Origin of the sequence: Pseudomonas sp. FYR_2, from assembly GCF_043106425.1 — a bacterium.
In the GTDB taxonomy this organism is placed as follows: Bacteria; Pseudomonadota; Gammaproteobacteria; order Pseudomonadales; family Pseudomonadaceae; genus Aquipseudomonas; species Aquipseudomonas monteilii.
The window spans coordinates 33,877-57,565 of the sequence record NZ_JBICMM010000042.1; the positions used below are offsets into that span (position 1 = coordinate 33,877).

The following is a 23,689-nucleotide window of genomic DNA, read 5'->3' on the forward strand; positions in this document are numbered from 1 at the left end:
AGCCTGGCGGGCACCTGTCAGCATGCCGCTCATCAGGACAGGAGAATCCCCATGAAGATCGTCATTGCCCCCGACTCGTTCAAGGACAGCCTCGATGCTGCCGGTGTCGCCCGTGCCATCGCTGCTGGCCTGAGCCGGGCGTGGCCGGACGCAGCCTTGGTCGAGTGCCCAATGGCCGACGGCGGCGAAGGCACCATGGAGGCGATCCTGGCGGCCAGCCACGGCGAACTGCGCCTCCAAGCGGTACGTGGGCCACTGGGGCACAGCGTCGAAGCCGGTTGGGGGTGGCTGCCACAAAGCCGCACGGCCATCATCGAAATGGCCCAGGCCAGTGGCTTGCAGCTGGTGCCAACCGACCAGCGTGATGCGTGCCGCAGCAGCACCTGGGGCACCGGCGAGCTAATTGCCGCCGCCTTGGCCGCCGGCGCACAGCGGGTGGTACTGGCCATCGGTGGTAGCGCCACCAACGATGCAGGCAGCGGCATGCTGCGCGCGCTGGGCCTGCGCCTGCTGGATGCCGAGGGGCAAGCGCTGGAGGAAGGTGGCCTGGCACTGGCGAAGCTGGCGCGGATCGACGCCAGTCACCTCGACCCGCGCCTGGCCGAGGTGCAATTCGAAGTCGCGGCGGACGTCGACAACCCGCTGTGCGGCGCCAACGGCGCATCGGCGATTTTCGGCCCGCAGAAGGGCGCTAACCCGCAGCAGGTGCAGGCGTTGGACCAGGCGCTGGGGCATTTTGCCGACCATTGTGCACAGCTGCTGGGCGACGATGTGCGCGACTACCCTGGGTGCGGCGCTGCCGGTGGTATGGGCTTCGCCGCCCGTGCGTTCATGGGGGCACAGTTCCGCCCGGGGGTAGAGGTGGTGGCCGAACTGGCCGGCCTTGACGCCTTGGTGCAGGGCGCGGACCTGGTGGTGACGGGTGAGGGGCGTTTCGATGCCCAGACACTGCGCGGCAAGACGCCGATGGGGGTTGCCCGGGTCGCCAAGCGCCACGGTGTGCCGGTGGTGGTGCTGGCCGGGACACTGGGTGAGGGCTACCAGCAGTTGTATGCCCATGGGGTCGATGCTGCATTTGCGTTGGCCAGCGGGCCGATGAGCCTGGAGCAAGCGTGTGCCAACGCGGCAGAACTGCTGCAGGCTCGGGCTTGTGACGTGGGCCGGTTATGGCGCTGCGCCGCGCGCGCCTGATCAACGCGTTTTTGCGTCTTCGAACAGGGCGATGAAATTGGCCAGCGCAGGCGAGGCATTCTGGGCGTTCCATTTCATGTACAGGCCGATGCCTGGGGTGGATTGCTCGTCTATCGGGCGGATCGCACAGAACTGTACGCGCTCGCGCGGAGTCGATCGGGCGAATGAAGCCGGCACCAGGGCCACACCGAAACCACAGGCGACCAGTCCCAGCAGGGTATGAATCTGTGCGGCTTCCTGCACCACCCGAGGGTAGAAGCCGGCCGACTCGCACAGGGCAACCAGCTGGGCATGGTAGCCGCCGCCCAACGCTTGCGGGGTAAACACAAAGTCCTCATTGGCAAACTCGCGCAGGTCGACATCGCCTTGCTGCGCTTTCACATGGCTGGCGGGCAGCGCCATGACTATCTGCTCGTCAAGCAGCAGCCGTGACTCCAGCGTACCCACCGGCAGCGGTAGCCTGCGCATGAAGCCGATATCTGCCTCGCCGGCCAGCAGCGCCTTGGCCTGCGTCGCCGATGGCATCTCGCGCAGGGTCAGCTGCACGTTCGGGTAAGTCTCACGATAGCGCCGCAAGCGGTTGAGCAGCGAGTCGTAATAGGCGATGGAAATGGCCGTGATGGTCAGTTTCCCGCTGACACCCGCAGAGACATTACGGGCGTACTCGATGCCCTGTTCCAGCTCGGCAAGCACGCGGTAAGCCGTATCGCGAAAGGCTGTGCCAGCCGGGGTCAGACGCACCCCGCGCGTATTGCGCAAGAACAAGCTGAAACCGAGTTTTTCTTCCAGGCGGCTGATCGCCTGGCTCAGCGGCGGCTGTGCCATGTGCAGGCGCTCGGCAGCCTTGTGAAAATGAAGCTCTTCGGCCACGGCGATGAACTGCCTGAGCAAGCGTGTTTCGATCAATCAAGCATTCCTTCAGCGCGGCGACTCGGTGGTGATATCCCTGAGATATCAAAGTTGCATGCTTTTAATATTAAGTCATTGAATTTTTTGTTGTTATCGTAAAAAAGGAGAATCGAAGGTAGCCAGAAATGCCCGTTACAGAGCCTTTCCACAACGAAGGTGCGGCCGTCACCGATGCCGCACAGGGCCTGGGCTTGGTCTATGGCATGGGGCAGGCCGGACGATCGCCCCGCATCAAGGAATGCAGCGGCGTGCCAGTCAAGGTCGCCAATACCCGCGCCGACCTGGGCGAAAGCCTGGTCTGGGATGAGCGTAACGGCGCGTTGTACTTCATCGATATTTCTGGCGGGCGCATCAACTGCCTGACGCCAAACGGCGAAGTCGAGAACCTTTACGCGTCAGCCGCGCGCATTGGCGCCCTTGCGCTGACCGACCGGGGCAACCTGATTTTCACCGAAGATGCCAGCGTGGCCATCTTCGATGTGGCGGCGCGCAAGGTATGCCAGCATTCGGCATCGGTCCATCCACGCTCCACCTTCCGCTTCAACGACGGCGCCTGTGACCCGCAAGGGCGCTTCGTTACCGGGTTGATGGACGATGCCCTTAGCGGCAATACCGGGGCGCTGTTCCGTTTTGACGGGCAGTTGAGCGACGAGGTCATCCACGATGACATGGCCTTGCCCACCGGGGTTGCCTGGTCGCAAGACGGCCAGACGGTGTACTTCGTCGATTCGGCGGCGCGCGCCATCTACCGTGCCGAGTACCTCATGGAGGGCCGGCTGGGCGCTGTTACGCTGTTTGCCGAAACCCCTGCCGAACTGGGGCGGCCAGATGGCCTGGCGCTGGACCGCGAAGGCGGGCTGTGGGTGTGCCAGTACCATGGCAGCTGCCTGCTGCGCTACGACCGCCACGGCCACCTGACCGATCAGGTACTGATGCCGGTACCGTGCCCCACCAGTTGCTGCTTTGGCGGGCCCGGCATGAATACCTTGTTCATCAGCACCGCGCGTTTCGACATGAGCCCTGAAGACCTGCTCCATTATCCGGATGCTGGCGACCTGTATGCCATCCACCCGACAATTGGCGGTGTCGCCCGGCACAGCTTCAAGGAATAAGCGCTTGGGCCTGGCTGGCCGGCAACACGGCCAGCTCGCCAAAACGCTGCGCCGAGTCGATGTAGCGCAGCGCCGACTTGGCGTCTTTCCAGCCCACGTAGCTCATCAGTGATTTTAGTTCCCAGCCATTGGCTGTGGCCCAGGTGGCAAAGCCACGCCGTAGCGAGTGGCCGGTATACAGCGCCGCCGGTACCCCGGCACGTTCCAGCATGCGCCGCAACAGGCCGACCAGGCTGTTGCTGTTGAGCGCGCTTTCACCGAGGTTGCCCCAGCGGTCAAGCTTGCGAAACACCGGCCCATGGGCAATGCCGGCAACTTCCAGCCATTGCAGGTAGGCCGTTACCGGGCACAGGGCCTTGAGGGCAGGGGTGCGGTGCTGCACGCCCAAGGCTTCGCGGTCACCTTTGCTGCGCGGCAGGAACAGCGTGATGCCGACACCGGCTTCGGCCTGGATATGTTCGATGCGCAAGCGTGCCAGTTCATCACCGCGAAAACCTCGCCAGAAGCCCAGCAACAGCAACGCAGTGTCGCGGCGTGCCCGGCGCAGGGCGGCCAGGTCGTGGTGTTCGCGGGCCTGGCGAGCCTCCTCTTCAAAACATGCCACGGCGGTTTGCAGGTGTTGCAGCAACAGCGGGGCGGCCTGCCTGGGCGGCGTCGGGTGCAGGGTGCGGATGCCGCGTAGAACCTGACGTACCAGCGGTGCCTTGGTCGGGTCGGGGAAACCTTGGGCGACGTGCCATTGACTGAGCGCGGCCAGGCGCTGACGCAGGGTACTGACGGCGTGGTGTTCGGCATGTTCGACCAGGTAGCGGGCGATGCTCTCGGCGGTGGCCGGGAGAAAGCCGCCCCAGTGGCTTTCGAAGTGCTCGATGGCGGCCTGGTAGCTGCGCCGGGTGTTGTCACGGGTGGCGGCGCGAAGGTAGCGCTCGATATCGGTCATGGTGCGGCTGTCGGTGGGTGATGGGCACACGATAAACCGAAATCCCAGGACAAGCACCTAATGCGGCGTCGGGGCAACACCATCCTGCCGGGCCGGCACCAGCCCCATGGTATCGTGCGAGGCCTCGATGCCGTTGAAGTGCGGGTAGTCGCGCAACTGTGCCGGCGACAGCGGTCGGCTGAAGTGATAGCCCTGGGCAATATCGCAACCCGCCAGTTTCAGGCACACCACCTGCTCACGGGTTTCCACACCTTCGGCCACCACTTCAAGGCCCAGCCGTTTGGCCAGGATGATGGTGGAGGTCACGATCGGGCTGTCGTCATGGCTGTTGGACAAGGGGGCGATCAGCGAGCGGTCGATTTTCAGCTTGCTTAGCGGCAGCGAATGCAGGTGGGCGAAGCCGGCGTAACCGCGGCCGAAATCGTCCAGGCTGATGCCCAGGCCCGCGCTGCGCAGGGTGTGCAAGTGCGCCACGGCGGTACTTTCCGGGTCGAGGATGGTGGTTTCAGTGATTTCCAGCTCAAGCCGCTGCGGCGCAATTGCATACTGTTGCAGTTCGTTCAGCAACCGCGTAGCGAAGTCGTCCTGGCGCAGTTGCAGGGCGGAGACATTGACCGCCAGCTGCGTCTCTCGGCCCAGGGCATCCCACCCCGATAATGCCTCGCACGCCAGGCGCAACACCTCCCAACCCAGCTCGACAATGAAGCCACTGCGTTCGGCCAGGTCGATGAAGCGGTCCGGGTACAGCAGGCCGAATTCGGGGTGATCCCAGCGCACCAGCGCTTCGTAGCCCATCACTTGCTGGGTGTCGAGGCGAATCTGTGGCTGGTAGTGCAGCACGAACTGGCGCTCGGCCAAGGCACTGCCGAACGCCTGTTCGAGGGTGAAGGCCTGAATGTCGGCCAGGTTCAGTGAGGGGTCGAAGAAGCGATATTGCGCGCGCCCGGCCTGTTTGGCCGAATACATCGCCGCGTCGGCACTGCGGATCAGGCTGTCGATGTCCTGGCCGTCGCGAGGGCAGATGCTTACGCCCACGCTGGGGCTGGTATTGACCTCCTGGCCATCCAGGGCATAGGTGGCCGACAACCGCTGGACCAGTTCGCGAACCCAGGTATTGATCTGTTCCTCGCTGCGTTCGCCTGCCAGCAGCACCACGAATTCGTCGCCGCCAAAGCGCGAAGCCTCGTCGCCGGGGTCCAGAAGGCGCTGGATGCGCCCGGCCACAGCCTGCAGCAGCAGGTCGCCGATCTTGTGCCCGAGCGAGTCGTTGATCGACTTGAAGCGGTCCATGTCGATGAACAGTATCGCCATCAGCCGGCGCTTGCCCCGTTGCCGGGTAAGCGCGTGGCCCGCCACCTCGACAAACTGGCGACGGTTGTGCAACCCGCTGAGGTGGTCGGTGGCGGCGGCGTGGCTGCTGCGCCGGTGTTCGTCCTCAAGGCGCCCGATCAGTTGCTGGTTGACCTGTTGGGCCTGCTCCAGTGCGTTGAAAGCCTCCTGGTGCTTGCGCAGCAGGCGCAAGGTGCACAGCAAACTGCCGAGGATCAGCAGGGTCATGCCCAGGTTCAGCCAGAACTGCCGCGAATAGGGCAATGCCGAGGGTGTATACAGGCCAAGGCCGCACGCCGGGTGGGCGGCGGTTACGGAGAGGATGTGCAGCCCCCAAAGAAAGGCCAAAGTGGCTGCACACAGCATCAGGATCAGCAGCCGCAGAAGGCGGGTGGATGAAAGCGAACGGCGAATCACTGCTGATAGTTCCCGACCCTGGGTGATGCTCGAAAAATACGACAATAAGATGACAGGCTGATGACTGATAGCTAATCGCCTTTAAGGGTTTCCCGTATCCGCCAAGGGCGCCTGAAGGCGTGCGGTTTCCTCTTCCATGTAGGTCATCAAGGCGCTGACTTCGGCATCACCCAGGCGCATGTTGGGCATCGCCAGGCGGTTGTACTGCTCGTACAGCAGCATGGCCAGGGGGTCTTTTTCTGCCAGCATGCGGTCGGGTTCTTTCAACCAGCGGGTCAGCCAGTTGGCATCACGCTGGCGGGTCACGCCCAGCAGGTCGGGACCTATACCGGGTTGCCCCAACTCGGTATTGCCCAGCGTGTGGCAGGATGAGCAACGGGTGCGGAAGATCTGCTCGCCACTGCTTGGCGGGCGTACTTCCGGGGCTTGGGCGTAGTCATTGTTCAGGGCACTGGCCTGCTTCCAGTTGTGCAGGCTGTTGCCCAGGCGATCGGCGAGGATGTACGGGCTTTCGAAGGGTGAAGCCTTCATCCAGCGGCCGGTGGCTTGGTTGCCGATGATCAGGCTCAGGTTGTGGTCCTTGGAACGGCCGTTTTCCAGGCCGTCAATCCACAGCCCCAGGCTGCGGCGCAACCGTTCGATGTCGTCAGGTTCACCGGTGAGCAGTGTCCAGCCGGGGCCGATACCGAACTTTTCAGCGTAACGTTTGAGGGTGGCGGGCGTGTCGTTGTAAGGGTCGATGCTGATGGAGTACAGGAAAATGTCCTTGCCGACCCGGTCACCAAGAATCTTCTGCACCTGGCGCAGGCGTGCGGTCTCTACCGGACAGGAATCGGAACAGCCGGTGAAGATGAAGTTGATGGCGACAACCTTGTCTTTGATCAGGTCATCGAAGAAATGCACTTGCTCACCGTCCTGGGTGAGCAGGGGGATGTTGGGAAAGTAGTCGGCACCCCAAGGGCTTTCAGCTTCTTTGGCCACCGGTTGTTGCGGCTGCAACGGCCACAACGGGATGCTGGCGGCGAACAGCGCGAGCACCAGCAGGAAACGCCATGAGCCGGGCATGATGCAGTCCTCGTCGGTTGGCTGGCTGGGGCCGCGAGGCGGCCCCGCTTTGCAGTCACTTGATACTGATGGGCACGGTCACACTCTGCCCCAACGCCGATTTCACGGTTACCGTGGCCGGTGTTGCCGGGCCAGTACCGGTAGTGGTCACCGACAGCTTCCAGCGAGCGCCGGTGGTGGCCGCAGTCAGGGTGGCATTGCCCAGGCTCAGCGGGCCGCTGGTAGTGGCAGCGGTCACGGTAATGCTGTTGCCGGTCGCCACCGTGGTGGCGCCCGCCACTTCCCAGGTGTAGCGGTTGCCACTGCGTACTTGGACCGAAGCACTGGCGACCTGGACCTGATCGACCGCTGCCGCCTGGCTCACCGCGATGTTGACCGTGGCCGGGTTCACCGACTCGGCCCCTTTGGCATCCCGCGCCGTGTAGTTGAAGCTGGCGGTGAACGGTGTGGCGACCGTGGCCGGCGGGGTGTAGGTCACCGTGGTGCCATTGGTGCTGACGCTACCCTGACCGGAGTCTGGCTGGCTGAGGCCAACGACAGTCAATGGCAGGTTACCTTCCGGGTCGGTGTCGTTGGCCAGTACGTTCAGGGTGATCGGCTTGCCCGCTGTGGTTGCCGCACTGTCGTTGGCCGCGACCGGTGGCTTGTTGGCAGCATCATCGTTGTCGTCCTTGCCTTTGGTGCGGAAGGTCGGCAGGCCCACCGACGCCATGTATTGCACGCCATCCCAACCTGGCAGCGGGGTCGGCATCACCTGGAACTGCCCTGGGTGTTCAATGTCCCAGCGCAGCAGCATCGAGGAGTCTTCGTGCTGGGTGTTGTGGCAGTGCTCCATGTAGGTACCGGCGAACTCGCGCAAGCGAATAGCCATTTCCACTTCTTCCGACGAATCGGCATCTGGCCCGATGCGGTAGACGTCCTTGCGTGCCCATTTCTCCCATTCTGGCGGCGCCTTGCCGTCGCGGCTAAGAATCACACCTTCCTCGAAGTGCACATGCACCGGATGGCTCCAGCCATTGCCGCCGTTGACGATCTTCCACACTTCCAGCGTGCCGTCGCCGCTGAAGCCGCCATCGGTGGACTGCTGGGCCAGTTGTGGCGCAGCACTGATGCGCCGTGGGTCCATGCTGTAGCCGAAGCCACCATCGGTCTTGATGGTCCAGGGGGTGGTGTCGGTGCCGTCGGAGCGACCAAAGATGAACTCGCGGTGGCGGGCATCCTTGATCTTGGCCTGGTCGGCGGTCGAGTTGCGGTCAATGGGCAGCGGCAGCATCTTCAGGCCTTCGGCTTTGCCCGGTTTTGCCGGCTCATAAACCACCGGGTCCATGCTCACGTCCTGGCCGCTGTAGGGCTGCACGATCAACTGCAGGAACTTGCCGACCAGCGGGTCGCCGTTATCCCACTGTGGGCCTTTGCTGGTCTGCTTGATGACGGCCTTGTATTTCTCCGACAGCACGTCGGCCAGCGAAATGGCACCTTCCGGGCCCTTGCCGGTGCGGTGTTCCTCCAGGTTGACGAAGTACAGCTTGTCGCCCACCTTGATGCCGTTCTTGGCGAAGTTGATGATGATGTCGTAGCGCTCGGCGATACCTTGCAGCGGCAGGATACCGTTGTTGTCCTGCAGGTTGCCGTCACCGTTGAGGTCCATGGTGCCGTCGAATGGCACGGCGTGCTCCATGATGTTGCCGTCGTTGGCGATCATGTGGAACGGCACCCGCGCATAGGAGACGTTGGAGCCGGATGGCCCCTTGAATTCGCCGCTGGTCCCGGCGATTTCACGCACGACGGCGAACTTGAAGTAGCGGGATACCGAGCCATTGAGCAGACGGAAGCGGTAACTGCGCGCGCGCACCTTGAGCTTGGGCTGGTACTGCCAGTTGACCAGCATCTGGTCGCCAAGGAAGCCATCGGTGTTGAACGGGTTGAACCACAGCTGGCCGTTGGCATCCCAGGCCTTGTCGGCCATCACCAGGTTGACGTCGTAGTCGCGGTTGCCCCAAGGCATGCCCGAACCGCTGGGGAAGCGCAGGTTCACGCCATCCTGCAGGGCCTCGTTGCCGCGGTCCAGGGCGCTGTAGTAGTTCATCATCACGGCGTTGCCCTTGTAGACGTTCTGCGCCGTGAAATCCATCATGTGGTCGTGGAACCAGTGGGTACTCATGGTTTCGCGCCAGTCGCCACGGATCTTTATGCTGCCGTTCTGACAGGTTTTCAGCCCTGGCGAGCCGTCATTGACGAACAGGGTTTCACCCGGTGAGCAAGGGAACGCGGCACGCGGGTCTTGTGCGCGGGTGTTGATGGTGTCGTAGCCGGCCAGCTGCACCGGCCAACGGTAGTCATAGTACTGGCCGGGGAAGAAGTAAGCGTTGGCAAAGCCGTCGCTTTCGGCCGGGGAGTGGCCGTTGTGCTCGTGGGTCGAGATGGTGTGCAAGCCAAAACCGCCGTTGGCCGAAGGGTCGATCGGCAGGGCGTTGTAATGACGCATCAGCACCGGCTGGCCATAGCGCACCATCAGCAATTTGACCGGGAAGGTGCCATCGAACGTCCACAGCGACTTGTGGTTCTGCAGCGGCATATTCGGGTGGAAGCGGGTGTCGATACCCTTGGTGGTGCCCAGCGTGGTCGGGATGTCGGAGGTCTGGTAGTACAGCCCGCCCGGGGCAAATTCACCGACCGCATAGTTGTGCAGTTGATTGCGGTCGCGCAGGCCCTGGTTGATGCGCGCACCGGCTTGCGCGGTCTTGAACGCAGCTTGCGGGTAAAACTCGTTCCAGCGCTGGTGTGACCAGCTTTTTCCTGGTGGACGGCCTTCAGCCGGGGAGCCGACCGGCTGGCGGTTCAGGAACATCTCGATCTGCGCCTTCCACGGGTTGCGGTCGAGCACGTTGGCGTACTGGGTCGGGAACGGGTAAAGCCCGGGTTGCTTGAGGAAAGCCTCCAGCGCAGTGCCACTGGGGCTGCTGCGGGCTACGACATTGGGGTCCTGCGCCGGGGCGGCCCCCAGGGTGGGAACCGGGAAGGTCAGGCTGGGCGGTGGCAGGGTGGGGTCGAGCTTTTCTGTGCCGAATTCTTCAAACAGCAACAGCTGCTGGGTGAACGGCTGCGCACCAAACAGCGGGCTGGGCTTGCCGTTGGTAGGGTACCTGTCCGACGTTTGCAGGGCAGGCGGTAGTACGTTGTCGGTGCGCACCGTATCGCGGTCGCCATACACACCATTGGTCAGCTCCAGCGAACCTTGGTTGGCTTCAGGCAATGTATTGAGGTTCAACAAGGCCGGGGTCGGATCAGCCGGTTGGTCGGTGTAGGCGGAGGGATCGGTTGGCGGCGGCGGGCTGTTATCGTCGAGGGGGGCCGCTGTAGCCGTGATCAGCCCGAGGCTGAGCATCAGCGCGGTGACGGTGGACAGCTGGAATGCATGCCTGGCTGGGTGGATCACGACAGGTGTTTTCATTGCCTTATGCCTCGCTCGCGGCTGTATGGCTTAGAGCCATCAAAGGCGTTTTGCCCGGTAAAATGCCCTGAGCAACGGCTGTGCCAACATCTATTTCAGTAATGCTTTGTTAAACAAATCCTTGTGGCGTCTGATGTGCGCTAAATAACAGGGCGTCAAAGATGGGGATATGTCCCCACTAGCGGGTCACCCGGTGCCCAGGCTTTGGGGGTTGGGTAGTGACAGCACCGACTCACTGGGGTATACCTGAACGCCACCAAGGGGAGCCCGGCAACGGGCTGAGAAACCGCTGAACGTTGCAGCGCGGTGACCCTTCGAACCTGATCCGGATCATGCCGGCGAAGGGATGGGATTCGTAACCTGCCTTTTTGCCGGCCTCACTGCGAGGCCCGTCCATGCTCACCACCAAGGTCTCGCTGTCACCCCCGTCAAGGACAGCAACATGACCGAACGTTTCAGCCAGTACCTGCGCCGCCAAAGCGAGCCGACTTGGTCGGCGGCCGTTGGCCACCGTTTCGTGACCCAATTGTGCGACGGCAGCCTGCCGGCCCCGATCATGGTCGACTACCTGGTGCAGGACCACCGTTTCCTCGACAGCTTCCTGACCTTGCTGGGCGCGGCCATCGCCACCGCCGACACGTTCGAGGCCCGCCTGCGCTTCGGCCGTTTCGCCGGGATGATCTCCAGTGATGAGAACACCTACTTCCTGCGCGCCTTCGAGGCCCTGGAGGTAAGCCCGGCGCAGCGCACTGAACCTGCCGACACTGCGCCAACCGCAGGTTTCAAGGCGATCATGCGCGAAGCGGCAGCTACCCGCTCCTATGCGGCGGCGCTGGCGGTGCTCAATGTTGCCGAAGGCCTGTACCTGGACTGGGCACTGAAGGCGCCGAAACCGATGCCGGACAACTTCGTTCATGCCGAGTGGATCACCCTTCACGACAACCCGGACTTCCAGGCCTTCGTTGCCTTCCTGCAAGCCGAGCTGGACCGCGTTGGCCCGCAGGAAGCCGCACTGGCCAGTGATTTCTACCAACGCACCGTCGAGCTGGAGCTGGCATTCTTCGATGCCGTCTACCCGGAGGGCAAGTGAGCATGGATATCTTCGAGCGCCTCAAGGCTGTCGCGACCCAACAGTGGAACAGCTACGTCGACCATGACTTTGTGCGGCAGATGGGCGAGGGCACGTTGAGTGAGGACGCGTTCCGGACTTACCTGGTGCAGGATTACCTGTTCCTTATCCAGTTCGCCCGTGCCTGGGCGTTGGCCGCCTATAAAAGCCGCCGCCCGGCGGACATACGCGCCGCGCAGGCCGGGCTGGCAGCGATCCTGGATGAAACCGAACTGCACCTGCGCCTGTGCGCGCGCTGGGGGTTGACCCAGGCCGATATCGAAGCTGCGCCCGAGCACCAGGCCACGGTGGCCTATACCCGCTATGTACTGGACTGCGGTGCCGCCGGCGACCTGCTGGAACTGCATGTGGCGCTGGCGCCTTGCGTGATCGGCTATGCCGAAATCGGCCGGACCCTGGCGGAACGGATCGGCGATTTGAGCAACCACCCGTACCGCGAGTGGATTGGTGAATATGCCGGGGAAGGCTATCAAGGCGTGGCGGCGGCAGCGCGTAAGCACCTGGATGAACTGGCAGCGCGGAGCATGACCGAACAGCGCTTCGCAGACCTGGTGGGGATTTTTGGGCAAGCTTCCAGCCTGGAGGCTGATTTCTGGCAGATGGGGCTGGACAGCCAGTAAATCGATACCTGCGCCAGGCACTGGCGGATCCCCTTGGGCTCGACCACTATGCAGGTAGCGGCGATAAGCGAGCCCAAGGAGTAACAGCATGAACATTATCAATGCACGCTTGCGCGGCAAGCCCGGTTTGTACCGCATCGAACTGAGCGGCGAGCGCATTGCCACCATCGTGCCCCAGGCCGAGGTGGTGGCACCCGTTTCTATCGATGACCTTGATGCCGGTCAAAACCTGGTGGTGGCACCCTTTGTGGAACCGCACATTCATCTGGATGCCACCCTGACCGCCGGCGAGCCGAAGTGGAATATGAGCGGCACGTTGTTCGAAGGCATCGAGCGTTGGGCCGAGCGTAAGGAAATCACCACCCACGACGACATCAAGGTCCGCGCGAGAAAAACCATCGGCATGCTGGTGGACCACGGAATCCAGCATGTACGGACCCATGTCGATGTCACCGACCCGAGCCTTACCGCACTTAAGGCCATGGTCGAGGTGCGTGACGACGTGCGCGAGTTGATCGACTTGCAGATCGTCGCCTTCCCTCAGGAGGGTATCGAGTCGTATGCCAATGGGCGGGCGCTGATGACAGAAGCCGTGGCCATCGGTGCCGATGTGGTGGGCGGCATTCCGCATTTCGAGAACACCCGCGACCAGGGCGTGTCGTCGGTGAAGTTCCTGATGGACCTGGCCGAACGTACCGGCTGCCTGGTGGACGTGCACTGCGACGAGACCGACGACCCGCAGTCGCGCTTCCTTGAAGTGCTGGCCGAAGAAGCCAGGGTGCGCGGTATGGGCGCCCGGGTAACCGCCAGCCATACCGTGGCCATGGGTTCGTATGACAATGCCTACTGCTACAAGCTGTTCCGCCTGCTGAAACTGTCGGGCATCAACTTCGTGTCTTGCCCGACCGAGAGCATTCACCTGCAAGGGCGCTTCGACAACTACCCGAAACGCCGCGGCGTCACTCGCGTGGCCGAGATCGACCGCGCCGGCATGAACGTGTGCTTTGGCCAGGACTCCATCGTCGACCCTTGGTACCCGCTCGGTAATGGCAACATCCTGCGCATTCTCGAAGCCGGGCTGCACATCTGCCACATGCTCGGTTACGAAGACCTGCAGCGCTGCCTGGACCTGATCACTGACAACAGCGCCCGCACGCTGAACCTGGGCGAACGCTACGGAATTGAGGTGGGGCGGCCGGCCAACCTGTTACTGCTGTCGGCGCCTGACGACTACGAAATGGTGCGTAGCCAGGGGCATGCGCTGGTGTCTGTGCGCAATGGCAAGGTACTGATGCGGCGCACGCCGGCGCAAGTGCAACGTTTTCTCTGACGTTGCTTCAGCCTCGGCCCAGGGTGCTGGGCCGAGCAATCCGCTCGAGGGTTTGAGTCAGCCGTTGATCAACTCCAGCACCTTTTCGGGCTCCAGTGTCGGCAGCGGTAATACGATGTAGGCCCAATAGTAGTACCCGTCGTCTTCCGTCACATCTTTAGCCAGCAGGACAGTGAACGGAGTTGGCTGGCTTGAGGCCGGAGAGAACACACCGTTGCTATCAATATTGCCATTGCCCGCAATGCGAACCCACTGGGTTTTCGCGGCACTCACCTCGACGGGCGTGGTAGCGCCCCATTTGGTATACCACATTGCCAGGCGCACTTTGCCTGAAGCCAGGTGCGCCTTGAAAAAGTGCGTTTCAGGAGCGTACTGGGTCAGGAATGTCGACGTTGCCGTTTGACCGACTGCAGTAGCATTGATCACGTCGGCATAAAGAGGGTGCTCCAGATCTGCCTTCAATGCCGCAGGTACATCGGTTTTGTTGTTTTCGTTAAGCGTGACAGCTGGCGTTAACCGGGGCGGCGGGTAATAGAACCGGTTGCCGCTCTCGTTCTCAAGCTTACCTACGGGTGAGCCCTCGAATGCCCATTGTGCGTTGGCGCTCGAGGGTTCAAGGGTGAGTGCCTGCTTCTCGTCGCCTGGATTTACCTGCCGCAGCAAGGGTGTAATCGATGGTTTTTGTGCCGCCAGAGAGACAGAAACTGGGGCGCTGAATACGCTGGCCATGCCGAACTGAGCGCCATAGTAACCGCTTTGCGAGTCGTAAACCCCGTACCGGAATGTAACGGTTTCATTTGGCGCAAATAGGGACACCACGCAGTTCATGTCCTGGGGAGGCTTGCTTTGAGCGACCTCAGGGAACGCCGTGTCGTGAAAATAGAGGGGAGCCCGCAGAATTCGGAAAAAATCGTACGCTAAGGTTTTCCGGGCATCCGTAAGGGCCGAAACTTCCCGTCTTCCAGTCTGCGGCTCTGCCGCCAGACGTAATCGCCGGTTAGGTTGATGTGCTCCCAGCCCAGCGGCGACAGGAATTGCAGCAGCTCGCCGTCCACCGGCTTGCCGGCCTCGACCAACCCCTGGGTGGCGCGTTCCAGGTACACCGTGTTCCACAGCACGATAGCCGCCGTCACCAGGTTGAGGCCGCTGGCCCGGTAGCGCTGCTGCTCGAAGCTCCGATCCCTGATTTCCCCAAGGCGGTTGAAGAACACCGCCCTGGCCAGCGAGTTGCGCGCCTCACCTTTGTTCAGGCCGGCATGCACGCGGCGGCGCAGTTCAACACTTTGCAGCCAGTCCAGGATGAACAGCGTGCGCTCGATCCGGCCCAGCTCGCGCAGGGCCACGGCCAGTCCGTTCTGGCGCGGGTAGCTGCCGAGCTTGCGCAGCATCAGCGAGGCGGTGACGGTGCCCTGCTTGATCGAGCTGGCCAGGCGCAGGATGTCGTCCCAGTGGGCACGCACGTGCTTGATGTTCAGGGTGCCGCCGATCAGCGGGCGCAACGTCGGGTAGGCTTGCACGCCCTGCGGCACGTACAGCTTGGTTTCGCCGAGGTCGCGGATGCGCGGCGCGAAGCGGAAGCCTAGCAGGTGCATCAGGGCAAAGACGTGATCGGTGAAGCCGGCCGTGTCGGTGTAGTGCTCCTCGATCCGCAGGTCGGACTCGTGGTACAGCAGGCCGTCGAGCACATAGGTGGAATCGCGGACGCCGACATTCACCACGCGGGTGCTGAACGGCGCGTACTGGTCGGAGATATGGGTATAGAACAGCCGTCCCGGCTCGCTACCGTACTTCGGGTTGACGTGCCCGGTGCTCTCGCCCCGGCCACCCGCGCGGAAGCGCTGGCCATCGGAGGATGAGGTCGTGCCGTCGCCCCAGTGGGCGGCAAAGGCGTGGCGATACTGGTGGTTGACCAGCTCGGCCAAGGCCGCCGAATAGGTTTCGTCGCGGATGTGCCAGGCTTGCAGCCAGGACAGCTTGGCGTAGGTCAGGCCGGGGCTCGACTCGGCCATCTTGGTCAGCCCGAGGTTGATCGCATCACCGAGGATTGCGGACAGCAGCAACGTCCTGTCTTTGGCCTCGGCCCCGTCCTTCAAGTGGGTGAAGTGGCGGCTGAAGCCCGTCCAGTCGTCCACGTCCATCAGCAGTTCGGTGATCTTGATGCGCGGCAGTAACTGGCTGGTTTGGTCGATCAGCGCCTGCGCCCGATCCGGCACCGCCGCATCCAGCGGGGTGATTTTCAGCCCTGACTCGGTGAGGATGGCATCGGGCAGCTCGTTGTCCTTGGCCAGGCGGGTGACGGTGGCCAACTGCTCGTCCAGCAGCTGCAAACGCTCTTCCAGGTACTGGTCGCTGTTCGGGTTGATCGCCAGGGGCAGGGCCTGCTCGCGCTTGAGTGCGGCGAACTTCTCGGCCGGCAGCAGGTAGTCGTCGAAGTCGCGGAACTGCCGCGAGCCCTTGACCCAGATGTCGCCGGAGCGCAGGGCGTTCTTCAGCTCGGACAGGGCGCAGATTTCGTAGAATTTCCGGTCGAGGCCTTCCGGGGTGATCACCAGCGGCTTCCAGCGCGGCTTGATGAAGGCCGTGGGTGCATCGGCCGGCACCTTGCGCAGGTTGTCGGCGTTCATCTCACGCAGGGTCTGCACGGCTGCCAGCACGCCTTGCGCGGCCGGCGCGGCGCGCAGTTCCAGCACCTCCAGCAAGGCCGGCGTGTAACGGCGCAGGGTGGCGAAGTTCTCGCCGACCAGGTGCAGGTGGTCGAAGCCTTCCGGCCGGGCCAGCAGCTCGGCCTCGCTGACGCTCTCGGTGAACTCGTCCCAGGGAATCACCGCCTCGATGGCGGCATAGGGGTCGCTGCCGCTTTCCTTCGCTTCCAGCAGCGCCTGGCCGATCCTGGAGTACAGGCGCACCTTGTCGTTGATCGCCTTGCCCTGCTTCTGGAACTGCTGCTGATGCTTGTGCTTCGCGCCGCTGAACAGCTTGACCAGGATGCGGTCATGCAGATCGACCAGCTCATCGATCACGGTCGCGGTGCTCTCCAGCACCACGGCGGCCAGGGTCGCGTAGCGGCGCTGCGGCTCGAACTTACCGAGGTCTTTGGGCGTCATCTGCCCACCCTCGCGGGCCAGCTTGAGCAGGCGGTTCTGGTGGATGTGCCGGCCCAGGCCTTCGGGCAAGTCCACCAACTGAAATGTCTTCAGCCGCTCGATGTGTTCCAGCATGTGCCGAGAGTTGGGTTTCAGCGGTGCCTGGCGCAGCCAGGTCAACCAGGTGATGCTGCTGCCGGCCTTGAGCTTCAACAGCTCGTCCAGCTTGGCCCGATGCGAGTCCGTGAGTGGTTCGACCAGGGCGCGGTAGACCCGCCGATTGGCTCGCGCAATGGCTTCCGAGCAGGCCCGGTCAATCACGCTCAGCGCCGGCAGGATGCGTCGTTTCTGCCGTAGGCTCTCCAGGGCCTGACCGGCCAGCAGCAAGCCTTTGTCGGTCTGCTGGGCCAGCTCGGTTAGCTCGCGCACCAGGGCGCGGAAGTCGGACAGGCCGAACGGGGCCAGTTGCAGGTAGGTGCGCAGTTCCTGGGCATGCTCGCGACGGGTCACGTCGCGCTCGCCGTACTTTGCCCAGCTCGCCGGCTCGGCCTGGACTTGCTTCGCCACCCACAGGATGACCGGCTCGGGCAGCTCGCTGTCGGTTCCCAGCGCGTAACCGGGGTAGCGCAGCAGGCAGAGCTGCACGGCGAAGCCGAGGCGGTTGGCGTCGCCGCGTCGCTGGCGGATCAGCGACAGGTCGGAGTCGTTGAAGGTGTAGTAGCGGATCAGGTCATCCTGGCTTTCCGGCAGCGCAAGCAGGGTGTCCCGCTCCGTGGCCGAGAGGATCAAGCGACGCGGCATGTGTCAGTCGTCCGTGCGGAGGTACTGGTAGAGGGTTTCCCGGCTGATGTTGAACTCGCGGGCAAGCTGCGCCTTGGGCTCGCCGGCCGTCGCTCGCTGCCGCAGGGTAGCAGCCTGCTCATCGGACAGGGCTTTCTTGCGGCCCCGGTACGCGCCACGCTGCTTGGCCAAGGCGATGCCCTCACGCTGCCGCTCGCGGATCAGGGCGCGCTCGAACTCAGCGAAGGCCCCCATCACCGACAGCATCAGGTTGGCCATCGGCGAGTCCTCGCCAGTGAACACCAGGCCCTCCTTCAGGAACTCGATGCGCACGCCGCGCTGAGTCAGCTTCTGTACCAAGCGACGCAGGTCATCGAGGTTGCGGGCCAGCCGATCCATGCTGTGCACCACCACTGTATCGCCTTCGCGGACGAAGCTCAGCAGCGCTTCGAGCTGGGGGCGCTGGGTGTCCTTGCCCGATGCCTTGTCGGTGAACACCTTGCTCACCTGGGTTTGTTCCAGCTGGCGTTCCGGGTTCTGGTCAAAGCTGCTGACCCGGACGTAGCCGATGCGGTGCCCCTGCACGATGTCTCCTTGGTTGAAGGCGGCTTAAGTGCACTTTCTGTTCCGTTGTGCCTCAAAGCCCATTTCTGTCAGGCTGAAATCTATAACCTTCGCGGGCATGTGTCAAAAAATGGGAAAGCAGACTCTATTCTGACGAAGCGGCGCGGCCCTGCCTGACATCAAGTTAGGGTATACCCCATTCGGACACCGACTACACAACCTAAGGGCTTGCAGGCTGTCAGCAGGGCTTATCGTACGATTTTTTCCGTTTTCTCTATGCCCCCCTGCAAGCGCCTATTCACGCGACCTACGCTACAGGTGGGTTAAGAGAATCGACCCGCACACGCTGTTTCCCGCCGTGGCGGCGTTATTCCGCCCGATCACCTCGCAATGCGTGTCGCAGAACGATGCGAATCAGTTCGGTGCAGATCGTCTTCAGCAGCCACACGGCAGCAGACAGTAGGTGCTTCATGGTGAATCTCCTTGTTGGGGTTGCCCGTATCCGGTCGTCACGACCAGTTGCCTGCAAATTGTCGAGTGACGAAACCCCGCTTACTGGCCGGGGTAAAGATCGTTTGCAGGCGCCAGCGTAAGCGACCCAGCCTGGGCGACCTGGTCCGACTTTCCGAAACCGGATCGAGGCGGTAGCACTATGCCCGTACACCACCCATTGGGGCGTCTCCCAGATCACCCGTTGAGGCGACACACCACATTGGATGTGTAAGAGGATATGGTGCTGAGGGAGCCCCTCATCCGCCTAAGGAAAGATATGAAGGAACACCTTTTACTCGTACTCGTTGTCACCGGCGCCGCCGTTGCTGGATGGCTGATCTTCATGGCGTTGATACTTGTCCTACGGCTGTTTGCCTGATTCCCGCTCGATCCGTTGTTCGTTCAAAGCACCTCCTAATTTACACAATAGAATTCTGTAAATTAGCTAACCACCGGAAACACTGGACTTTCCGTAAAGCCCTGTGTTCTAATTAACACAATCTACGGAATTCAACGGAACGTAAATAAGAAATGAACACAGTCGAAGCAGTCAAGAACCAGAGCGACGCGGAAACCATCAGCCGGAAGCTGACCAAGAACGCCAAGGGCAACACCCTGTACGCGGACATCTGGCGATTCGGCGTCAACACGGCTCTGCGGATCAGCGACCTGCTGAGCTTGACCTTCGAGGACGTACAGGGCGGCAATCTGGTCATCAAGGAAGGCAAGACCGGCAAGACCCGCGACATCGAGCTGAACGTTGCCGCCAAGGCCATTGTGGAGCGTCGTAGGGCAGCCTACCCGACTCACCAGTACCTGTTCGAGGTGGACAGCAACCGGGCCAAGGGCAAGCCCGTTAGCCGCGTGGCCGTCGCCAGCGCCTTCAAGGCCGTGGGTGATGAGATGGGGTTGCAGTTGGGTACACACTCGATGCGGAAGACGCGGGGCTGGTTGATGTACAACGGTGGCTCATCCATCGAGCTGATCTGCAAGGTGCTGAACCACAGCAGCCCAGCCGTCACCATGGCGTACATCGGTATCACGCAGTCAGAAGTAGACGCGACCTACCACCAGTTCGTGTTCTAGGGGCTGGAAGGCCGTAGGAAGCGATTACAGCGACGTTAGCGGGTGGACGGTGTTCACCCCCTAGATATTCGGCAAAAGCTGGAGAATAGCGCCGTAGCCGCTCGTAGAGGCGTTAGACACCGAGCCTCAGTTGGCCCGGTTTGACCGATTCCCCGGCGATATTTTCCGCCCACGGAATGCCGTCGATATTCGCCCTGGGCGAGTACCTGGTTGAAAAGTTTCGGGGTATCAGGCGCTTGGAAAGTTGGTAGCGAGACGCCACGCCTTGCCATCGCAAGAGGTCGCCGCTACGATTCCAAGGATCAGAAAGACGAAAGCCCCGACCGGCAAGTCAGGGCTCTCAGATTTGGTAGTGGCAGGAGAACAAGTCCTGATCACGACCCGCAAACCAGCAAGGAAGAGTTGCTTGGTCCACGTACTCGCCATTCTAGCGCGTGCGTGCCCCAACACAACCCCTCTCTGCTCGACGGTTTGCCACAGATACTGGTGGTAGGAACGAGTGTCACTTGGGTATCTGCGTGCTGATAGGCGACGACAAGCGGGATTGGTCATAGTCGCCAGTGGTGAAGTTGCCGTGTGTAGTTGCAGTACGTGGATGTTGGCGAAAGCCTCTTGCGTAGCGCCCTCTCACGGTGAAGCAGACCACGATCAGGCCGGGTTGAGTGATTTCCGGCAAAGCTGCTTAGGTGTCCGTGAGCAACCACGGGATACCCCGGTGATGCGACGGTGACGGCGACGGGCCTGCCCTCGATTACTGGTGACTTCCTCGGGTTGAGCTGCGTGCTCTCCTAGGGGAAGTTGCGACCCGGCTACCGCTCTGGCTCCAGCTCCGAGCCTATCCCGTCCGCGCCATCCTGCAAGGCCTTTAAGCTTCCCAACTAGATAAAAGATCACCGAAGGTGCGAATTGACGGGGCGTGGGCAGACTGGCCAGTCCTGCCTGACACAGATGCTTGATCCAACGCTGCCGGTGCGACTGGTGCTGCCGAGGCCGTATCCGCAACTTCTGGTGTACCTGGTGCAGTTGGTGCCGATGGCTTGTGCTCGATGCGCATCAGCGTTGCCCGTAGTTCCGCGATCTCTTCAACTAGGGGCGCTGTGGCCCGCTGCACCGCATCCTCGATCAACTTGGCCAGTTCGGTGGTGCTGGGAGCGGGTGTGAAAGAGTGTGCATCTGGTTGTGCATCTGGGTGTGCAACCGTTGTGAGCTTGCCGTATACCCGCTCAAGCTCGGCAGTCTCGAAGTAGCGCCGCCCATCTTGGCCAACGCTATAGCTGACGCGGCCTGCGTCACTGTGGTTGTACAGTGTTCGCCTGCTTACGCCTGTGAGCCTAATGGCCTCTTGAATGGTGTGCAACATGCTTGGGGTCCGGGTGTGCAACAGTGTGCAAAGCGTAGCATTCCCCGTCTGCCGTGGTCTTCTGCGTAGTTCATGACCAGCAGACGCGGTGCTACGCCCAATCTGGCGGTCGCCGTGGGTGGTAGGGCAGTAGAATTCACGTACAAGCGTGCTCTTACACGCAGGCCAGCCAGTTGTTGTACCTGGTCAATCTGGGCTACTGCCGACCAACTTACGGTTTCATTATGGTGTAGCCACCTTGAACTTTGCTTACTTGTTGCCGTGGCCTTCAGCTGGGTAAGCCGCCACAACGCAGAAAGTTGAAGATAATGCAACTTTATTTGCATGTATGTATTGACTTCTACCAGAAATTTGATAGAATTATAGAACTGGCCAGAAACAACTTTGCCAGTCCCCCGCAAGACCCTCGAAGAACTTCCCCAGCTGAAACGCTTATAGCACAGAGCATATTGCTGTCGCTTATGGCGTACTGCCGTTGTCGATCCGGCATCAGATGATCGGTGATTTAAAGATGCGAGAAGACAGTTGTGCAGGATGGTTCTGGCTTGAATGGCTCTTGAACCTCAATGCTGTGCCTTGGCCAAGGCAGCAACGAACTGGCCACCCATTTAAAGATTTGCCCCTGCAACAGGGGTAATACGCTGTACTTGTCCAAGTACAAGCACACACTGTAGTACCAATCGCCCGTAACCTCACATACCGAGGACGGGCATTTATTGCCCTAAAGAAACATTAACATACATACGAGGTAATTAATATGGCTAACCGTAGACCATTGCGTAAACACACTTGCGAATCTTGCAAGCGATGCTTCTTCAGTCGCTCGTCGCTATCCAGATACTGTTCAGTCCAGTGTCAAGTCCGTGAATGGCGAGCCCGCAACAAGGCGACTCAAGAGCAATTGGAAGCAGAGTTTAACGCCCAACAAGCAGAGCAGCAGGGAGATGCAGCATGACGACCGATAACAGCATCTGGCTGGAAGTACGCCGTGATAATGGCGCGATTCTATCGTACTTCCTGGAGCAACCTGGTCTGCCGCCAGAATCGACCTTCTACGTCCCGGCGTCAAAGGCAGAACTTGCCTACCTGAACGGGCTTGAAGACGCGATCTTGCCAGCGGGCATGGTGGCCACGCTTTCCGATCTGGAAGCCCACAGGGCAAGGGTTGAAGCGGCAAAGAAGCCCAAGGCAACCACCCCCACGAAGGCGCCTGTAGCAGCCCCAGCGAAGCCCGTACAGAACGCCAGCACTGGCAGCAGTACCCAACCATCAAGCGACAAGCAAAGAGCCAAGGCGAGCTTTATCGCGGCTCTCAAACAACACCGTTCAAACAAGTAATAAGGAAACTAATATGACCAATGTAACCAACACTTACGGCACAACTGTAGTCGAGTTCTTCAAATACTCCGATACCGAATTTAAGCAGTTGCTGGACAAACGCACCGAACAATATTACAAAAGTTCGGAAGGTCTTCATTACAAGGGCTTGGCCGCCAATGTAGATTGGGTCCGTGATACACCACTTGAGGTGGCGTTGATCGAACTTCAACACATCCTTCGAGATGGTTTCACCATCGTTAAGGTGGTCACCCAGCCATTGTGGTTCAAGGCAATTCTACGCAAGCCGGAAGACGTTATTGCGACCGAACTTCCCAAGTTGGCAGAGATGGCCCTGGACGAGTACGAGCAGGACCGATACCAGCGGAATGTGACTGAAACCGCTCGGCAGGTGGCTATCAGCGTAGAACGCACTGAACGGCAGGCAGCAGCGGCAGCGGCCAAAGCAGCAGAGAAGAAGCGGACCAGTGATGAGCAGAAAGCCTTGGCAGACCTGCTCCGCGCCTACGCAGAACCAGCCGAGGTGGCGGCATGACTCAGGCCACCAAGGCGCTAGGCGTCTCGTTCACAGCGGATGAGTTCCATGGCCTGTGCTACTACGCACGGCGCCATGAGATGCCTGTTCGGGACTTCATCGAGTGGGCTATGCGGTGCTACGTCAAGGCGATGCGGGCAGATGAACAGGCCACGGCGGGTAAGAATCGGGGCCGTTGACGGCCCTTGATACCGCCGCACTAAAAAAGCAGAATCATCCACTTGACCCGCCCCAGAACCCACGGTGACAAGACTGCCACACAGCCCGCGTAGTTAAAGGGCCGGACAGAGACTAAGCCTACCCACGCCAGTGCGTGCAATCGGTACGGCGATCCGTGCAGGTTTAGGAGGTGCAAATGAAGATTCTATGGCCTATCCCCTTCATCCGGTAAGCCATCACCAATGGGAACAGCAAGTGGAATCATCGGAAGACAAGACCAAGCGAAAGTTTGCCAACTACTTGCTTGCCCCAATATGGAACTACCAGTACTCGGTGTTCTACGAGACGCCCGAGGACAGTAAGAACCTGTTAATTGACCAGAAGACATTCAGGCAAGAGCTGGGCAGGAAGTTTGCAGATCAACCGTTCTTGATTCGAGTTCAAAGTTTGCAAAGCCCTAGGCGTGGCAACGTACGGCAGGCGTACTTGACCATGTACACCACAAGTAAGGTGGCAGGGCTTCAAGAGCTGGCCGATAAGTGCTTCCCGGTGACGATGAAGGTTGTATATCGGCGGGTCACACCAGACTGGTGCGAAGTTAAAGCGAACAAGATTCTGAGCCAGCGGCCCCACGATTTGACCAAGTTGTTCGGTGATGTACGGGTACGCCGGTACGGGGTCATCAACAAACGCTTGCTCGCAGACATTGAAACCGAGGTTGATTAACTGGTCATTATTCGACCAACAACTAATCGGGTTGGGCGTAGGCCACGGCTCACAGCGGCAACCGATCTGCTGC

At 61.3% G+C, this 23,689-nt stretch carries 17 protein-coding genes, 1 pseudogene and 1 riboswitch; of the genes and pseudogenes, 9 read left to right on the forward strand and 9 right to left on the reverse strand.

Annotation, left to right across the window (positions count from 1 at the left end):
- Positions 1-51 precede the first annotated feature (51 nt).
- On the forward strand, positions 52-1,191 hold the full coding sequence (locus tag ACF8R4_RS18425) for a glycerate kinase (RefSeq protein ID WP_060499382.1): 1,140 nt from the start codon (positions 52-54) through the stop codon (positions 1,189-1,191).
- On the opposite strand, the gene ACF8R4_RS18430 is transcribed toward ACF8R4_RS18425, so the two are convergent.
- A complete protein-coding gene (locus ACF8R4_RS18430) occupies positions 1,192-2,097 on the reverse strand; it encodes a LysR substrate-binding domain-containing protein (RefSeq protein ID WP_060499383.1) in 906 nt (301 codons plus the stop codon).
- A 206-nt stretch (positions 2,098-2,303) separates the two neighbouring features.
- Between ACF8R4_RS18430 and ACF8R4_RS18435 the strand changes: the two genes are divergently transcribed.
- Positions 2,304-3,212: an SMP-30/gluconolactonase/LRE family protein gene (locus ACF8R4_RS18435; RefSeq protein ID WP_225521917.1), complete on the forward strand. Its 909-nt coding sequence runs from the start codon at positions 2,304-2,306 to the stop codon at positions 3,210-3,212.
- Here ACF8R4_RS18435 and ACF8R4_RS18440 read toward each other — a convergent pair.
- The 4 genes and pseudogenes from ACF8R4_RS18440 to ACF8R4_RS18455 all read right to left on the reverse strand — a co-directional run bounded on the left by ACF8R4_RS18440 (position 3,202) and on the right by ACF8R4_RS18455 (position 10,414).
- A complete protein-coding gene (locus ACF8R4_RS18440; RefSeq protein WP_016715244.1) occupies positions 3,202-4,152 on the reverse strand; it encodes a site-specific integrase in 951 nt (316 codons plus the stop codon). The two genes, ACF8R4_RS18435 and ACF8R4_RS18440, sit on opposite strands and share 11 nt — an antisense overlap.
- Positions 4,153-4,209: 57 nt before the next feature.
- Positions 4,210-5,763, reverse strand: a pseudogene (locus ACF8R4_RS18445) (putative bifunctional diguanylate cyclase/phosphodiesterase); the annotation flags it as partial.
- Positions 5,764-5,979: 216 nt separating this feature from the next.
- Positions 5,980-6,963, reverse strand: a complete 984-nt coding sequence (locus ACF8R4_RS18450; RefSeq protein WP_104834720.1) for an SCO family protein — start codon at positions 6,961-6,963, stop codon at positions 5,980-5,982.
- A 55-nt stretch (positions 6,964-7,018) separates the two neighbouring features.
- A complete protein-coding gene (locus tag ACF8R4_RS18455; protein ID WP_164524536.1) occupies positions 7,019-10,414 on the reverse strand; it encodes an Ig-like domain-containing protein in 3,396 nt (1,131 codons plus the stop codon).
- Positions 10,415-10,663: 249 nt separating this feature from the next.
- Positions 10,664-10,778, forward strand: a riboswitch (TPP riboswitch).
- 78 nt (positions 10,779-10,856) lie between these two features.
- Between ACF8R4_RS18455 and ACF8R4_RS18460 the strand changes: the two genes are divergently transcribed.
- From ACF8R4_RS18460 to codA, 3 genes are all read left to right on the forward strand, one after another.
- Positions 10,857-11,504, forward strand: coding sequence for a TenA family protein (locus ACF8R4_RS18460; RefSeq protein ID WP_060499389.1), 648 nt, complete (start codon positions 10,857-10,859; stop codon positions 11,502-11,504).
- Entirely contained in the window at positions 11,501-12,163 is a 663-nt protein-coding gene (gene tenA, locus ACF8R4_RS18465) for a thiaminase II (RefSeq protein ID WP_060499390.1), read from the forward strand. The genes ACF8R4_RS18460 and tenA overlap by 4 nt, the downstream gene beginning before the upstream one ends.
- An 88-nt stretch (positions 12,164-12,251) precedes the next feature.
- Positions 12,252-13,493, forward strand: coding sequence for a cytosine deaminase (gene codA / locus ACF8R4_RS18470; protein ID WP_060499391.1), 1,242 nt, complete (start codon positions 12,252-12,254; stop codon positions 13,491-13,493).
- 57 nt (positions 13,494-13,550) lie between these two features.
- Here the strand turns inward: codA and ACF8R4_RS18475 are convergent, their stop codons facing one another.
- The 3 genes from ACF8R4_RS18475 to ACF8R4_RS18485 all read right to left on the reverse strand — a co-directional run bounded on the left by ACF8R4_RS18475 (position 13,551) and on the right by ACF8R4_RS18485 (position 17,941).
- Entirely contained in the window at positions 13,551-14,222 is a 672-nt protein-coding gene (locus ACF8R4_RS18475) for a hypothetical protein (RefSeq protein WP_392493114.1), read from the reverse strand.
- A 188-nt stretch (positions 14,223-14,410) separates the two neighbouring features.
- Positions 14,411-17,377 (reverse strand): Tn3-like element TnAs1 family transposase, encoded by a 2,967-nt coding sequence (locus ACF8R4_RS18480; RefSeq protein WP_001138014.1) that lies wholly within the window; start codon positions 17,375-17,377, stop codon positions 14,411-14,413.
- Between the two features lie 3 nt (positions 17,378-17,380).
- Positions 17,381-17,941, reverse strand: a complete 561-nt coding sequence (locus ACF8R4_RS18485; protein WP_001161490.1) for a recombinase family protein — start codon at positions 17,939-17,941, stop codon at positions 17,381-17,383.
- Positions 17,942-18,943: 1,002 nt separating this feature from the next.
- Between ACF8R4_RS18485 and ACF8R4_RS18490 the strand changes: the two genes are divergently transcribed.
- Positions 18,944-19,498: a tyrosine-type recombinase/integrase gene (locus tag ACF8R4_RS18490; protein WP_392493118.1), complete on the forward strand. Its 555-nt coding sequence runs from the start codon at positions 18,944-18,946 to the stop codon at positions 19,496-19,498.
- Between the two features lie 865 nt (positions 19,499-20,363).
- On the opposite strand, the gene ACF8R4_RS18495 is transcribed toward ACF8R4_RS18490, so the two are convergent.
- A complete protein-coding gene (locus tag ACF8R4_RS18495; protein ID WP_392493120.1) occupies positions 20,364-20,858 on the reverse strand; it encodes a helix-turn-helix domain-containing protein in 495 nt (164 codons plus the stop codon).
- 951 nt (positions 20,859-21,809) lie between these two features.
- Between ACF8R4_RS18495 and ACF8R4_RS18500 the strand changes: the two genes are divergently transcribed.
- The 3 genes from ACF8R4_RS18500 (at position 21,810) to ACF8R4_RS18510 (ending at position 23,616) form a co-directional block, all read left to right on the forward strand.
- Positions 21,810-22,196, forward strand: coding sequence for a hypothetical protein (locus ACF8R4_RS18500; RefSeq protein WP_392493122.1), 387 nt, complete (start codon positions 21,810-21,812; stop codon positions 22,194-22,196).
- Positions 22,197-22,209: 13 nt separating this feature from the next.
- Complete coding sequence (locus ACF8R4_RS18505) at positions 22,210-22,731, forward strand: hypothetical protein (RefSeq protein WP_392493124.1); 522 nt, start codon at positions 22,210-22,212, stop codon at positions 22,729-22,731.
- Between the two features lie 366 nt (positions 22,732-23,097).
- Entirely contained in the window at positions 23,098-23,616 is a 519-nt protein-coding gene (locus ACF8R4_RS18510) for a hypothetical protein (protein ID WP_060515827.1), read from the forward strand.
- Positions 23,617-23,689: the final 73 nt, after the last annotated feature.